The following is a 13563-nucleotide window of genomic DNA, read 5'->3' on the forward strand; positions in this document are numbered from 1 at the left end:
CGGGTGTCCCGCTACTTCTTAGGGGCCGTCGTCGCGGTGGTCTCCGCGGCCGTTTCCCGGGCGGGCTCCGGCAGATGCCGCAGCGCGAAGTCCAGCTCCAGGCCCACCTGCTTGATCCGCTCCTCCACCACCAGCGAGCCGTGACCCGCGTCGTAGCGGTAGACCTCGTGCACCGCGCCCCGGGCCTTCAGCCGGTCCACGTAGTTCTCCACCTGACGGATGGGGCAGCGCGGATCGTTGACGCCCGCCGAGATGTAGACCGGGGCGCGCACCGCGTCGACGTACGTCAGCGGCGACGACGCCTCGAACCGCTCGGGCACCTCCTCCGGAGTGCCGCCCAGCAACGTCCGGTCCATCGCCTTCAGGGCCTCCATCTCGTCGTGGTACGCCGTGACGTAGTCCGCGACCGGGACGGCCGCCAGCCCCAGCGCCCAGGCCTCCGGCTGGGTACCGAGACCGAGCAGGGTCAGATAACCGCCCCAGGACCCACCGGCCAGGACCAGCCGGTCCGGGTCGGCGAGACCCGACGCGACCGCCCACTCCCGGACCGCCGCGATGTCCTCCAGTTCGATCAGCCCGACCCGGTGCTTCAGCGCGTCGGTCCAGGCCCGGCCGTACCCCGTCGAGCCCCGGTAGTTCACCCGCACCACCGCGAAGCCGTGGTCCACCCAGGCCGCCGGGCCGGACGCGAACGCGTCGCTGTCGTGCCACGTCGGCCCACCGTGGATCTCGAAGACCGTCGGGAACGGGCCCTCGCCCGAGGCCGGCGTCTGCACCAGCGCGTGCACCCGCCCGCCCGGACCCTCCACCCACGCGTCCCGCACCGGCACCGATACGGGGGCCTTCGGCCCCGGCGGGTCCAGCACCACCGCGCCCGTGGTCGAACGGACGACCGGCGGCTGGGCCGCAGAGGACCAGAGGTACTCCACCGTCCCGTCCGGCCGGGCCGTGGCGCCCGACACCGAACCGGCGGGCGTCTCCACCCGCACCGGAGCCGAGCCGCCCGGCTCGTGGCGCCACAGCTCACTGCGGGCCTCGAAGCCGTGCTCGACGAGGATCGCGGAGGCGTCCGGATACCACTCGGCACTCACGTCGCCGGGGAGGTCGATCGCCAGCTCCGTCTCCGTGCCCGCCACCGGGTCCCAGATCATCGGCTCCCAGCGGCCCCGCCGCTGGTGCCCGACGAGCAGCCGGGTGTCACCGGCGACGGGAGCGAACCCCATCACCGAAAGGCCCAGCTCCTTCGTACCGCCCTCGGTGTCGTCGAGCTCGGCCACCGTCGAGCCGTCCGGCCGCACCACCCGCAGCGCCGAATGCATCGCGTCGCCGTGCTCCGTGTGCTCCAGGGCGATCAGACTGCCGTCGTACGACAGATCACCGACACCGGCCGACTCGCGGTGCCGGTAGATCTCCACGTCCCCCGCGCCGTCCGGCCGCGCCAGATGGACCGTGGTCCCGTCCTCGTCGGTGGACCGCCCGACGACCGCGCTGCCGTCCCGCCCGATCGCGAGGCCCGCCGGATACGACGGCTCCAGACCCGGCGCCGCCAGAACGTCCTCGCCGCCACCGAACGGCTGCCGCATCCAGACGCCGAACTCGTCCCCGTACGACGGGGCGGCCGGATCGTCGGAGCTGCGACCGTCGTCGAACCACCAGATCCACTCACCGTCCGGCGAGAGCACAGCCTCCGTGGTGCCGTCCGGCCGGTCCGTGACCATGCGCTGCTCACCGGATTTCCGGTCCCACGCGTAGATCTCGTACGTGCCGGTCGCATTGGACACGAACAGGCTGCGGTCCGGGGCGTCCTCCGCCCAGTCGGGCAGGGAGACGCGCGGTGCACGGAACCGCTTCTCCCAGTCGGGCATGGCTTCTGCGCTACTCATACCCCCATCAAACCCGATGGTGAGGATCTGGTGCACAGCCCCTCGGGGAACCGGAAATCCGGGCGAAAGCGCGGGCGTGGGCCCTTGGGGAGACCGGAACGGCGCGGAACAGCTCGGAACAGCTCCGAGTAATGTCCGGCGATCGGGCCGCGGCTTTTCCGGCCGCGGACACGGAGGGGGAGAGGCGAGGCCGGGCCGCGGACAGGCCGAGGACGACTCACCCCCACCCGAGCCAGAGGGGGGACTCGGCGCACGCAGGTGGACCGTGAGAAGGGCACATTGATGATCGGTCACCATCCTTGCAGGTCAAGGCGATTGTCAGTGGTGGGGTTCACACTCCTTCCATGACTGCAGAGATGAGCGCGGGCACGGTCTCGACCGCTGTTCTGCGCAAGGCCGTGGAGACGTACTGGACCGCCGCCGACGCCCGTGACTGGGAGGCGTTCGCGGCCACGCTCGACGACGACGTGGTGTACGAAGTGCCGCAGACCCGCGAGGTGGTGCGGGGCAAGGAGAGATGCGTCCGGTTCAACCGGGAGTACCCGGGCGACTGGCACGTGCGCGTCGACCGGATCGTGGCCGACCTGCCCGAACACCCGGCCGGAGCGGGCGAGGCCGGGCTCGGTGGCCAGGCCGCCGCGCGCACGCTCTTCACCGTGGGGGAGGCGGAGTTGGACGGCATCCACTTCTTCTCGTTCGACACCAGGGGCCGCATCACCGCCGTCACCGACTTCTGGCCGGAGCCGTACGAGCCGCCGACCGGGCGTGAATACCTCGTCGAACGCGTCTGAGAACGACGCGCCCGACGGCCTTTGGCCGTCGACGGCTCGACGCGCCTGACGGCACAGGGCCCCCGCGCCGGTCTGCGGCGGAGGAGCCCTGTGCGTGTGGGGGGTGGCGCTCTGCGGGCCGTCAGTGGTGCGTGCCGTCAGTGGTGCGGGCGCCGACCGTCCGACGGAAGGGCGGGCAGAGCCTAGAGCGCCGACTTGAAGGCGGGCAGGTAGCCGCCCGACTGTCCGGCGGCCTTCGGGTGGTAGGAGTTGTAGACCGGCAGCGTGACGCTGTTGAGCCAGGCGTCGCCCGAGCAGAGCTCGTGGCCGGTGAACTCGTCCACCACGCTGGAGTAGGTGAACCCGGCGTTGGCCGCGCGCTTGGCGATGACGGAGTTCAGCACGTCCGCACCGTTGTTGATCGCCTTCCGGGAGTTCTCGCTGAGTCCCAGGACGCAGCTGCCGGAGATCTTGTAGAAGCGGGGATAGCTCAGCACGACCACGTGCGCCGAGGGGGCCTTCGCGTGGATGGAGGAGTAGAGGGAGTCGAGGCTGCCCGGCAGGACGTTCTGCGCCTTGGTGACGGCCGCGTTCACGCTGCTGATGCAGGTGGCCTCGCTCGACAGGACGCAGGTTTGCATGACATCGGCGAAGCCGACGTCGTTGCCGCCCACCGAGATGCTGACCAGTGCGGTCGACGAGCTGAGCGCGCTCAGCTGGCCGCTGGCGACGGTCGACGTCGTCGCGCCCGAACACGCGACGAAGGCGAAGGAGGACGGGGAGTTGGCGGCGGCCCAGAGGTACGGATACGCCTTGGTCGAGCGGTGGCAGTCGCCGCTGTCCGAGATGTAGCTGCCGGCGCCCACTCCGGAGGAGTAGGAGTCGCCGAGAGCGACGTAACCGCCCGTAGCGGCGGAGGCCGGCTGAGCGGCTCCCAGCGCTGCGACGGCCGCGATGGCCAGGGTGGAAAAGGATGCCCAGAATCTACGCACTGACATGGCCGGTGGCCCCTTCGGAAGGGTGGGGGGTGCGAGGGGAGTTCGTGGCGCAGACAGTTTTTAGCAGCTCGAAGTACCGGCCGGTAATGGTTGTGCGAGAAGTCGTCTGATATGCCCGAATGATCGTTCGGTGGGCGTAGCTCCGCGCGTAGATAAACCCTGAACACCGGTCAAAATCGGGGCACTTGGGGGCGCAGCGCGGGAGTGCGCGCTACAGGGCGAGGTGACGTCCGGTGGGCTCTCGTGTGGCGTTCGGGCGATCGCGGGGACCTGACGTACCGCCAAAAACCACTCGCATGAGTGGGGCTGGCCCTGCCTACCATGACGCGCATCGAGGACGCCCCGCCCCGGCCGCACCGTCCGGCAGCCACCATGCCGTGGTCACGCTCCGTGGTGCACCCGCGTGGTGGCCCTGCCGGCCCGGCCCGTACCGGACTCAAGAGGAAGCATCCAGGATGCCCTCTCCTTCGACCACTTCGGCCGTAGTTCGTCACCGCAGAACGCCGAGCTCACCCAGCACTTCGCGCGCCGCCTCAAGGAGAACGGCTTCATCGAGGAGCGCTCGGTCCGGCAGGTGTACGCACCCGCGGACGGACGCATCCTGCCGGCCGGAACCTTCTTCACGGTGCCGCCGCTGCTCTTCGCCAAGATCACGGACGAGGATCTGGAGTCGTACCGCGCGCGCTTCGGCGCCTGACGCCCGCCACGAAGGGAACTGCTGCCGGACGCAGGGGCTATGGGGAGTCCCTGTGCCCGGCATTCAGATCGTTCGCCAATCTCCACCTCCCTCACAAGAGCTGGGCTTGGCGTGAATCCGCCAGGGCGTAAACGCGCCTCAGGAGTCGCCGTGCTCCACCCGCGACACCTCTGGCACCCGAGACATCTCTGCCGCCCGAGACACCTCTGCCGCAGGCGCCACCGGCGGCCCGTGCTCGCCGGCCGGGGCGGGCACGTCCTCCAGCCAGCCGTTCCGCGCCGCGTGCCACCCGAGCTGGAAACGGGTGGTCGCCCTCACCTGCGCCATGAGCCTCTGAAGTCGTCGCTGCACGGTGCGATGGCCCATGCCGAGCTGGCGGGCGATGGCCGAGTCGGTGAGTCCGAGGTGCAGCAGGGCGAGGATTCTGCGGTCGGCGGGGTCGAGGAGGGTGCCGGAGGCGTCCTCGGCGGCTGCGGCCGTACCGGAGGGCCGCAGGAGTGTGCCCCGTTCGAACTGCGCCTCGAAGAGGGAGCTGAGGGCGACGAGCAGTCCGGTGCGGTGGACCACGAGAGCGACTTGGTCGACGTCCTCGCGCCCCGGTTCGAGGGGGAGCAGCGCGATCCGCCGGTCCACGATGACCAGCTTGAGCGGCAGCTTGTCCACCACGGAGATCTGCTGGCCCTGGGCGACGTAGACCTCCAACGCCGCCGGGATTCCCGGGCTCTCCAGCCAGTCGCGTTCGATGACGGACCGCAGCGCGATTCCGCGCCGCATCAGGATGCCCTCGATCTCCGAGTGGTTGTCCTCGTGGGTGATCACGGAGTGCTCCTGCTGCCCGAGCGGCATCAGATTGCACACCTCGGTGGTGGCCTGCTCCTGCATCAGCAGCAGCCTCCGGCGGATCGCCGCCGCCCCCGAAAGCACCTCGACCGGCGCCCCCGAAGCGTGGGCCTGGGCGGAGCGGTGCCGCTCGGCGAGGGTGGCCATCAGGGACTCGACCTGGTGCAGGGAGGACCGGCGGGACTCCAGCAGCGGCCCGAGGGCGAGTACGGGCGAGGCCGCCCGGTAACGCGGTACGCCCCCGGAGGAGGCGGAGCTCGCGAGGCCGCGCACCACGAGGGACTCCAGGGCGTCACGGACGTCCGGGAGGGGGGCGGCCAGTTCCTTGGCCAGCAGCGCGGGTTCACTGTCGGGGCGGTCCACGAGGAGCCGGTAGAGGGCGTCCTCCAGCGGGTCGAGCCCGAGCAGGGTGAGCGGCGCGTTCTCGGTCCCCCCGGCGTCCGGCGCCCCGGACTCGCCGCCCGCCGGGCGGCACCCGGTGGCGCTCAGAGGGGTCTCCGGCCGGGTGTGGGCTCGCACATGGTCCCGCCCCCTTGCTGCCGCCCTCGCACCTGTGCCGGTCACGATATCCGTTGATCATCTTGCGCAGGTAGCTCTGTGGACAACGTCCGCTCGGTCTCGTGGCCCGTCGGTAGGGTGGGCGCTATGTCTGATGCCCCGGTCCGCGTCCGCTTCGCCCCTTCCCCCACCGGCATGTTCCATGTCGGCGGCGCCCGCTCCGCCCTCTACAACTGGGCCGTGGCCCGGCAGTCGGGCGGCACCTTCGTCCTGCGCGTCGAGGACACCGACGCCGCGCGCAACAAGCCCGAGTGGACCGACGGCATCATCAACGCCCTGGCCGCCATCGGCATCCACGAGGAGGACCCCGCCTTCGAAGGCCCCTACTTCCAGTCGCACAACGCCGCCCGCCACACCGAGGCCGGACTCCAGCTGTACGACGCCGGCCGGGCGTACTACTGCGACTGCACGCGCGAGCAGCTCAAGCAGCGCACCGGCTCGGATCACCTCGGGTACGACGGCTTCTGCCGCGACCGCGGCCTGGTCCACGAGGAGGGGCGGGCGCTCCGCTTCCGCACCCCGGACGAGGGCGAGACCGTCGTTGTCGACCTGGTGCGAGGTGAGCCCGCGTTCCCGAACAGCGCCATCGAGGACTTCGTGATCGCCCGGGGCGACGGCTCCCCGGTCTTCCTGATCGCCAATGTCGTGGACGACCTGGACGAGGGCGTCACCCTGGTGGTCCGGGGCGAGGAGCACCTTTCCAACACCCCGAAGCAGCAGCTGCTGTGGGAGGCGCTCGGCGCCGAACCGCCCCGCTGGGCGCACCTCCCGGTGATCGTCAACGAGAAGCGCCAGAAGCTCTCCAAGCGCCGCGACAAGGTGGCGCTGGAGGACTACCTCGCCGAGGGCTTCCTCCCCGAGGCGATGGTCAACTACCTCATGCTGCTCGGCTGGGGCCCCGGCGGTGACCGGGAGATCCTTCCCTACGAGGAGATGGAGCAGCTTTTCCGCATCGAGGACGTCAACACCTCACCGGCGTTCTTCGACGTGAAGAAGCTGACCGCCTTCAACGGCGAGTACATCCGCGCGCTCGCACCGGAGCAGTTCGCCGCGGCCTGCGCGCCGTGGCTGATCGCCCCGCACGCCCCCTGGGCCCCGGACGCCTTCGACACGGCCGTGTTCGAGGCGGCGGCCCCGCTCGCGCAGACCCGGCTGACGGTCCTGTCCGAGATCACCGCCTGCGTCGACTTCCTCTTCCTGGACGAGCCGGTTCGCGACGACGCCTCTTGGACCAAGGCGATGAAGCCCGGCGCCGAGGCCATCCTGCGGGACGCCCGTGCCGCGCTGGCCACCACCGTGTGGCAGGCGGACGACCTGAAGTCGGCGCTGATCACGGTCGGCGAGCAGCACGGTCTGAAGCTGGGCAAGGCCCAGGCGCCCATCCGCGTCGCGCTCACCGGCCGTACGGTCGGGCTGCCGCTCTTCGAGTCCATGGAGCTCCTCGGACGAGAGCGGGTCCTCGGCCGACTGGACGCGGCGTCCGAGAGGCTGGCCGCACAGGCGTAAATCCAGTAGGGGCGGGCCCCACCGTCCGCCCCGTACTTCTTGTACCGTTGCGTTCAAGCAGCAACCATCTGGGCCGGGCGGGCGGCGTGCGAGCCCACGGCCGACACGAGGAAGGCGGGCTCGGCATGCTCCGCAATGGACTGGAACCCTGGCACGTGCTGATCCTGGCGGTCGTCGTCATCGCACTGTTCGGGTCGAAGAAGCTCCCGGAGGCCGCGCGGGCCCTCGGCAAGTCGGCGCGCATCCTGAAGAGCGAGGCGCAGGCGATGAAGAACGACTCCGCCCCCGCCCCGGCAGCCACCCAGGCCCCGGCCACCGCGCAGCCCGCACCGGCGCCCGCCGCCGCGATGGCGGCGGAGCCGCGACCCACCGACGGCTGACCCAGGAACGCCCGCGCCCCCCGCCCCACCGGTTCTCCGTGACCGCGGGACGGGGGGCGCGTCTGCGCGGTGGTGCCCCGAATCCTCCGGATCAGGGGCTGGCAGGGTCGAACCCGTACGCCACGGGCTCGTCCTGCGCATAGGGGTCGCGGCGGTACACGTACAACGCGTCCACCATGAATTCGTCGCCGTCCGGTGATTCGACGCGGCAGGGACGCGTCACCTGAAGGACCGGGGGCTGGTCGGGAACCCGCATGCGAAGACCATCGGCAGGTCCTCCGGCGAGTTCGGCTGTCTCCCACATCGTCGCAGTGTGAAGATCCATGCCCACAACTTTACGGGCTGTCCCGTCCCCTTTGGCGAGCATCGAACAACCGCTACGTCTTCTTACCGTGCAGGTCACCGCTGCCGTCGCTGCCGTCGCCCCTGACCCGGGCGCCGCTGCCGTCACGGCCTCCACGGGCCACCGGGTCGTATCCGGGGCGCCGCTCCCGCGGTTCGGGAACTCCACGTCCGGGGCGGCGGGCAGGGGGAGTGTGTCGGTGCGACAAGGTGGTGCGACGAGGTACAGACAGAAAACAGTTGAGGCGCCTACGGAAATCCGTAGGCGCCTCAACTGTTTTGGCTGTCGGGGTGGCGGGATTTGAACCCACGACCTCTTCGTCCCGAACGAAGCGCGCTGCCAAGCTGCGCTACACCCCGATGTCCACCGGTCTCCCGGCGACATCGATAACTCTAGCCCACCCGCGCCCGGAGGCGAAATCCGGTTACCGGCGGGGCCCGGTCCGGTGGCGGAGCCGGTGTCGTGGCCGGGGCCGGACGTGGTCCAGGGCGATGAGCAGGGTGGCCAGGACGACGAGGAGGAGGGAGAGGGCGAAGGCGTGGGCGAGGACCTCCGAAAATCCGTAGGTGTCCACGTCGAGGAAGGGGTACGGGTAGCGGGGGCCGGCACCGGGGGAGAGCAGGGTCCCCCGGGCCAGGACGAAGCCCAGATAGGTCAGGGCGGAGAACAGCCACAGCGGCAGGAAGCGCAGGCGCAGTGTCCGGGCCGGGGTCAGCAGGAGCCAGTCCAGGGTCACGGCCACGGGCAGGACCGTGTGGAGCAGTGGCCCCGAGACGGCGCGCGCGCCCGTGGCCGGGGCGGCGGGGGTGCCGTCGGCGGAGTAGCCGAAGCTGTTGTCGGTGAGGATCAGGTGGTAGGCTAGGCCGATGATCACCGCGACGAGGAGCACGCCTCCCGTCAGGTGCGGGGCCGCAGGTCCCCGGCCCGTCCAGGAGCGGAACGCGGACCAGCCGAAGACCCCGGCGGTCAGGAGGTTCGCCTGGAAGGTGAACCGGCTCAGCAGCTCCAGCGGCGCGTCGGTGGTCGCCAGCTCGATCGTGAGGCCGCAGACGGCCGCCGCGCACACCAGCGCCCGGAGCACGGCGGCGGTGCGGCGCGGGGTGCGGGCGCCCCGCAGGAACGCGTCCTCGGCCCGGGGCCTGGGCAGCGTCGCGGTTTTCGGGGCGGCGGTCATGGTCCTCACCGTAAAGGCGAGGTTCCCGGCCCGCGATTCATCCGTGGCGGATGGGCCCCGAGCCCGTCCGCCACGGCCGGAGCCGGGGCTCTGGCCCCAGGCCGCGTCCTCGGTACGGGGCCTCGGTACGCGTCCTCGGTACGGGCCTCGGCCCGGGGCCCCGCGTCTCAGGCCCGCGCGGTCAGCGTGAGCAGGGTCGCTTCCGGGGGGCAGGCGAAGCGGACCGGGGTGTAGCGGTTCGTACCGCAGCCGGCCGAGACGTGGAGGTAGGCGCGGTTGCCGTCGGCGGTGTGGCTGGAGAGGCCCTTCACCCGATCCGTGTCCAGGTCGCAGTTGGTGACCAGTGCGCCGTAGAAGGGGATGCAGAGCTGTCCGCCGTGCGTGTGACCGGCCAGGATCAGCGGGTAGCCGTCCTTCGTGAACGCGTCGAGCGAGCGGATGTACGGGGCGTGGACCACGCCGATGGAGAGGTCGGCGCCCGTCTCGGGGCCGCCGGAGACCTCGGCGTACCGGTCGCGCTTGATGTGCGGGTCGTCCAGGCCGGTGAACGCAATGTCCAGGCCGTCGAGCTTCAGCCGGCCCCGGGTGTTGGAGAGGCCGATCCACCCCGCGTCGTCGAAGGCGTCGCGCATCGGCTCCCACGGGTTGTGGACCACGTTCGACGCCGGGGCGTTCCCGTTGAGCCCGTGCTTGCCCGCCGCTTTCTCCTTGAGATAGCGCACCGGGTTGCGGAGCTTGGGGCCGTAGTAGTCGTTCGAGCCGAAGACGTACACCCCGGGGAGTTCCATGAGGGGCCCCAGCGCGTCCAGCAGTTCGGGTACCGCCTCGGGGTCCGAGAGGTTGTCGCCCGTGTTGACCACGAAGTCCGGGCGGAGCCCCGCCAGGGACTGGAGCCAGGCGCGCTTCTTGCGCTGGCCGCTGACCATGTGGACGTCCGAGATCTGGAGTACGCGCAACGGGCGTGCCCCGGGCGGGAGTACCGGGACGGTCACCCGGCGGAGGCGGAACGAGCGGGCCTCGAACCCTGCGGCGTAGGCGAGGCCGGCGACGCCGACCGCCGCACCGGCCGCAGCGACTTTCAGGGGAACTCCGTAGCGTGCGCGCATGCGCCCATCGTCGCAGACCCGGACCGGGCGGGGTCCGGCGGCGGCGGGAAAACAAACGGGCGCCCCGGACCGCGTACCTGACACAATCAGGTCATGACCACGCTCAAGTCCAGGCTCAAGGAAGACCTCACCACCGCCATGAAGGCGCGCGACGAGCTGACCTCGTCCACCCTTCGGCTGACCCTCACCGCGATCACCAAGGAGGAGGTGAGCGGGAAGACCGCTCGCGAACTCTCCGACGACGAGGTGCAGAAGGTCATCGCCAAGGAGGCGAAGAAGCGCCGCGAGGCGGCGGAGGCGTTCGCCCAGGGTGGCCGGACGGAGCAGGCCGAGCGGGAGAAGGCCGAGGGCGAGCTGCTCGACGCGTACCTGCCCAAGCAGCTCTCCGACGAGGAGCTCGACGCGATCGTCGGCTCCGCCGTGGCGGAGGCGAAGGCCGCCGGTGCCGAGGGCCCGCGTGCCATGGGCGCCGTGATGAAGATCGTCAGCCCGAAGGTCGCGGGTCTCGCCGAGGGCGGCCGGGTCGCCGCCGCGGTGAAGAAGTCCCTCGCGGGCTGAGTCCACCCGACCGGCCCGCCGAACCGGCCGAGCCCGGCACCCGGAGGAAGCGAAGTGGGGCGCCCCCGTTCACCGGGAGCGCCCCATCTTCACGCGCTGGACGTTCGGCCGTCGGTCACGGCCCGTTGCCGCCCGCGTCCTGACCGCCGTGACGGCCACCGCTCTGGTTGCCGCCGATGAAGTCCGGCAGGGTGACGGGGGGCGTCGTGTTGGCGCCGGCGTCGCCGGTGTCGTCACCTTCGTCGCCCTCGTCGCGGCCTTTGTTCTTGTCCTTGTCCTTGTCGCCCTTCTCCTCGCCCCGGGGGACGGAGACGGCGTTGAAGGACGGGGTCTCGCCCGCGTCGAGGGCGCCGGTCATCGCGATCTTCCAGATCGGGCCGGGCAGGCAGCCGCCACAGACCTTGTCGTAGTACTGTCCGCCGATCGTGATGTTGTACATCGGCAGCTTCTTGCCGATGTCGGCACCGACCCAGACGGCCGTGGACAGGTTCGGCGTGTAGCCGACGAACCAGGCGTCCACCCGCTCGTTCGTCGTACCGGTCTTGCCCGCGTTGTCGCGGTCGCTCAGACCGGCGGCCGTACCGGTGCCGTCCTCGACCACGCCCTTCAGCATCTGGTTGATCGTGTCCGCGGTCTTCTCGCTCATCGCCCGGGAGCAACCCGACTTGGGCACGGCGAGCTTCTTGCCGTTGGCGTCGGTGATCGACTGGATGGCGATCGGGGTGCAGTACGTGCCCCGGTTGGCGAACGTCGCGTAGGTGGCGGCCATGCCGAGCGGGGTGCTCTCCGCGCCACCGAGGGTGATCGAGGGGTCCTCGCCGAGGGTCTTGCCGTCCCCGCGGGAGTAGCCGACCTTCTTCGCCATCTGGACGGTGTCGCAGAGGCCGACCTTCTGCTCCAGCTTCGCGAAGTAGGTGTTGATGGACTTGCCGAGGGCGCTGGTCATGTCCCAGGTGCCCTTCTCCTCGTCCGTCTCGTTCCCCACGAGCCAGTCCGCGCTGCCCGCGCTGGCGCCCGAGCAGGTGGTGAAGGAGCTCATCGGCAGCGTGATCTCGTGGTCCGTGGAGAAGGACTGGGCCGGGCTGATGCCCTTCTCCAGTGCGGCAGCCGCGGTGATCGGCTTGAAGGTCGAGCCGACCTGGAAGCCGTAGGTGGAGCCGCCCATGGCGGAGCCGACGGCGAGGTTCAGGACCGTCTGGTTCTTCTTCTGGTCCAGGCCGTAGGGGCGGGACTGGGCCATCGAGAGGATCTTGCCGGTGCCGGGCTCGACCTGGACCACCGAGGCGGCGACCTTGTCGTCCTTGTTGACCTTCGCGATGGACGCCTCGTCGGCGGCCTCCTGGGCCCGCGGCGAGAGCGTGGTCTTCACCGTCAGACCGCCGAGGTTCCAGAGCTTCGACCGCTCCTCGCTCGTCTTGCCGAAGGCGGGGTCGTTGAGGATGACCTTGCGTACGTAGTCGCAGAAGAAGCCCGCGCCGCTGACGGCGGTGATGCAGCCGTTCTGCGGGGTCTTGACCTTCAGCTTGATCGGGGTGGCCATGGCCTTGTCGGCCTCGGCCTGCGAGATGCTGCCGGTCGCGGCCATGCGCGCGAGGACCGTGTTGCGGCGCTTGGTCGCCTCCTCCTCGTCGTTGACGGGGTCGTACCGGCTGGGCGACTGGACGATGCCGGCGAGCAGCGCGGCCTCGTCCAGCGTCAGGTCCTTCGCGTGCTTGGAGAAGTACCGCTGGGAGGCGGCCTCCACGCCGTAGGCCTGCTGGCCGAAGAACGTGATGTTGAGGTAGTTCTCGAGGATCTTCTTCTTGCCGAGCTCCTCTTCGACCTGGATCGCGTACTTCAGCTCACGGACCTTGCGGCCCAGGGTCTGCTGGGTGGCCTCGGCGACCTTCTCCGGGTCGTCGCCCGCCTCCTCGACGAACACGTTCTTGACGTACTGCTGGGTGAGGGTCGACGCGCCTTCCGCCGTCCCGCCCGACTGCACGTTGCGGTTCATCGCGCGCAGGATGCCCTTGAGGTCGACCGCCCCGTGCTCGTAGAAGCGCGAGTCCTCGATCGCGACGATCGCGTTCTGCATGTACGGGGAGATGTCCTTGAGCGGTACGACGGTGCGGTCGCGCGAGTACACCGTCGCGATGGCGCCCCCGTCGGCGTCCAGGATCGTGGTGCGCTGGCTGAGCGGTGGTGTCTTGAGGTTGGCGGGGATCTCGTCGAATCCCTCGACCGTCCCCTTGGCGGCGAGACCCAGTGCGCCCGCGGCCGGCATTGCGATGCCCGCCAGCACGGCTCCGGAGAGCGCGGCGACACCGAGGAACTTGGCGGCCTGCTGGGTCGTGGTGAGACCCCCGCCCGAGCGCTTTTTTGGCATGGGGGCAGCCTAATCCGTATCCCTGTACGTTCCGATGGAGCAGGCTCCGCTCGGGATGTTCAGGTACCAACCCGTTACGAGAAGCGGGTTTGAGAGCCGAATCGCGCACGTCACAGGCGTGCCGACCGGTCGGCGGGAGCCTGCGGGCAGACGGGGCGCAGACCTCACCACGCGGGCGCGCGCCGGTGTGACGGCACGGCGCAGTGGCTACGTTGTCATTCGCCGGACACGCGCGCATCCCTTGGCCTAAGCTGCACTCAACTGTCACAGCAGTCCGGCTCCGTATCAACCCCCGCGCACCCGCCGCACGCATCCCCCAGCTCGGCGCCGGTGCAGGAGTACCGCACGCACGGCGTTCCCGAAAACGTCTGGTGTGTCGTGGAGT

The 13563-nt window shown here is 70.4% G+C and carries 12 protein-coding genes, 1 tRNA gene and 1 pseudogene; 6 read left to right on the forward strand and 8 right to left on the reverse strand.

Annotated features, from left to right (window positions below; all coding sequences use genetic code 11):
- Nucleotides 1-11: 11 nt before the first annotated feature.
- Nucleotides 12-1883, reverse strand: a complete 1872-nt coding sequence (locus ACFWEE_RS09325; RefSeq protein WP_386887840.1) for a S9 family peptidase — start codon at nt 1881-1883, stop codon at nt 12-14.
- Nucleotides 1884-2227: 344 nt separating this feature from the next.
- Between ACFWEE_RS09325 and ACFWEE_RS09330 the strand changes: the two genes are divergently transcribed.
- Nucleotides 2228-2674, forward strand: coding sequence for a nuclear transport factor 2 family protein (locus ACFWEE_RS09330; RefSeq protein ID WP_386887842.1), 447 nt, complete (start codon nt 2228-2230; stop codon nt 2672-2674).
- Nucleotides 2675-2856: 182 nt separating this feature from the next.
- Here ACFWEE_RS09330 and ACFWEE_RS09335 read toward each other — a convergent pair whose 3' ends face one another.
- Entirely contained in the window at nt 2857-3651 is a 795-nt protein-coding gene (locus ACFWEE_RS09335; protein WP_386887844.1) for an SGNH/GDSL hydrolase family protein, read from the reverse strand.
- 457 nt (nt 3652-4108) lie between these two features.
- On the opposite strand from ACFWEE_RS09335, the pseudogene ACFWEE_RS09340 reads away from it, so the two are divergent.
- Both ACFWEE_RS09340 and ACFWEE_RS09345 read left to right on the forward strand, forming a co-directional pair.
- Nucleotides 4109-4258 (forward strand): annotated as a pseudogene (locus ACFWEE_RS09340) (class I tRNA ligase family protein); the annotation flags it as partial.
- Nucleotides 4253-4348: a hypothetical protein gene (locus tag ACFWEE_RS09345; RefSeq protein WP_386887951.1), complete on the forward strand. Its 96-nt coding sequence runs from the start codon at nt 4253-4255 to the stop codon at nt 4346-4348. The pseudogene ACFWEE_RS09340 and the gene ACFWEE_RS09345, both read left to right, overlap by 6 nt.
- A gap of 138 nt (nt 4349-4486) precedes the next feature.
- Here the strand turns inward: ACFWEE_RS09345 and ACFWEE_RS09350 are convergent, their stop codons facing one another.
- Nucleotides 4487-5707 carry a helix-turn-helix transcriptional regulator gene (locus ACFWEE_RS09350; protein WP_386887846.1) on the reverse strand — a complete coding sequence of 407 codons (1221 nt, stop codon included), beginning with the start codon at nt 5705-5707 and terminating at the stop codon, nt 4487-4489.
- Between the two features lie 174 nt (nt 5708-5881).
- On the opposite strand from ACFWEE_RS09350, the gene gltX reads away from it, so the two are divergent.
- Both gltX and tatA read left to right on the forward strand, forming a co-directional pair.
- Nucleotides 5882-7252, forward strand: coding sequence for a glutamate--tRNA ligase (gene gltX, locus ACFWEE_RS09355; protein ID WP_386887952.1), 1371 nt, complete (start codon nt 5882-5884; stop codon nt 7250-7252).
- 125 nt (nt 7253-7377) lie between these two features.
- Nucleotides 7378-7632 (forward strand): Sec-independent protein translocase subunit TatA, encoded by a 255-nt coding sequence (gene tatA, locus ACFWEE_RS09360; protein ID WP_386887848.1) that lies wholly within the window; start codon nt 7378-7380, stop codon nt 7630-7632.
- 91 nt (nt 7633-7723) lie between these two features.
- Here the strand turns inward: tatA and ACFWEE_RS09365 are convergent, their stop codons facing one another.
- The 4 genes from ACFWEE_RS09365 to ACFWEE_RS09380 all read right to left on the reverse strand — a co-directional run bounded on the left by ACFWEE_RS09365 (nt 7724) and on the right by ACFWEE_RS09380 (nt 10255).
- A complete protein-coding gene (locus ACFWEE_RS09365) occupies nt 7724-7957 on the reverse strand; it encodes a hypothetical protein (protein WP_327177043.1) in 234 nt (77 codons plus the stop codon).
- A gap of 303 nt (nt 7958-8260) precedes the next feature.
- Nucleotides 8261-8334, reverse strand: a tRNA-Pro gene (locus ACFWEE_RS09370).
- Between the two features lie 65 nt (nt 8335-8399).
- Nucleotides 8400-9149 carry a Pr6Pr family membrane protein gene (locus ACFWEE_RS09375; protein ID WP_386887850.1) on the reverse strand — a complete coding sequence of 250 codons (750 nt, stop codon included), beginning with the start codon at nt 9147-9149 and terminating at the stop codon, nt 8400-8402.
- A gap of 167 nt (nt 9150-9316) precedes the next feature.
- Nucleotides 9317-10255: a metallophosphoesterase gene (locus tag ACFWEE_RS09380; protein ID WP_386887852.1), complete on the reverse strand. Its 939-nt coding sequence runs from the start codon at nt 10253-10255 to the stop codon at nt 9317-9319.
- A gap of 93 nt (nt 10256-10348) precedes the next feature.
- On the opposite strand from ACFWEE_RS09380, the gene ACFWEE_RS09385 reads away from it, so the two are divergent.
- Nucleotides 10349-10813, forward strand: a complete 465-nt coding sequence (locus ACFWEE_RS09385; RefSeq protein WP_386887853.1) for a GatB/YqeY domain-containing protein — start codon at nt 10349-10351, stop codon at nt 10811-10813.
- Between the two features lie 115 nt (nt 10814-10928).
- Here ACFWEE_RS09385 and ACFWEE_RS09390 read toward each other — a convergent pair whose 3' ends face one another.
- A complete protein-coding gene (locus ACFWEE_RS09390) occupies nt 10929-13178 on the reverse strand; it encodes a transglycosylase domain-containing protein (protein WP_386887854.1) in 2250 nt (749 codons plus the stop codon).
- Between the last annotated feature and the right edge of the window lie 385 nt (nt 13179-13563).

The organism is Streptomyces sp. NPDC060184 (genome assembly GCF_042728795.1).
In the GTDB taxonomy this organism is placed as follows: Bacteria; Actinomycetota; Actinomycetes; order Streptomycetales; family Streptomycetaceae; genus Streptomyces.

What these genes read in the sequence shown, in the direction of transcription:
- ACFWEE_RS09380 (WP_386887852.1), bottom strand. Translation starts at nt 10,255, where the DNA reads ATGCGCGCACGCTACGGAGTTCCCCTGAAAGTCGCTGCGGCCGGTGCG.
- tatA (WP_386887848.1), top strand. Translation starts at nt 7,378, where the DNA reads ATGCTCCGCAATGGACTGGAACCCTGGCACGTGCTGATCCTGGCGGTC.
- ACFWEE_RS09385 (WP_386887853.1), top strand. Translation starts at nt 10,349, where the DNA reads ATGACCACGCTCAAGTCCAGGCTCAAGGAAGACCTCACCACCGCCATG.
- ACFWEE_RS09335 (WP_386887844.1), bottom strand. Translation starts at nt 3,651, where the DNA reads ATGTCAGTGCGTAGATTCTGGGCATCCTTTTCCACCCTGGCCATCGCG.
- ACFWEE_RS09365 (WP_327177043.1), bottom strand. Translation starts at nt 7,957, where the DNA reads ATGGATCTTCACACTGCGACGATGTGGGAGACAGCCGAACTCGCCGGA.
- ACFWEE_RS09390 (WP_386887854.1), bottom strand. Translation starts at nt 13,178, where the DNA reads ATGCCAAAAAAGCGCTCGGGCGGGGGTCTCACCACGACCCAGCAGGCC.
- gltX (WP_386887952.1), top strand. Translation starts at nt 5,882, where the DNA reads ATGTTCCATGTCGGCGGCGCCCGCTCCGCCCTCTACAACTGGGCCGTG.
- ACFWEE_RS09375 (WP_386887850.1), bottom strand. Translation starts at nt 9,149, where the DNA reads ATGACCGCCGCCCCGAAAACCGCGACGCTGCCCAGGCCCCGGGCCGAG.
- ACFWEE_RS09325 (WP_386887840.1), bottom strand. Translation starts at nt 1,883, where the DNA reads ATGAGTAGCGCAGAAGCCATGCCCGACTGGGAGAAGCGGTTCCGTGCA.
- ACFWEE_RS09330 (WP_386887842.1), top strand. Translation starts at nt 2,228, where the DNA reads ATGACTGCAGAGATGAGCGCGGGCACGGTCTCGACCGCTGTTCTGCGC.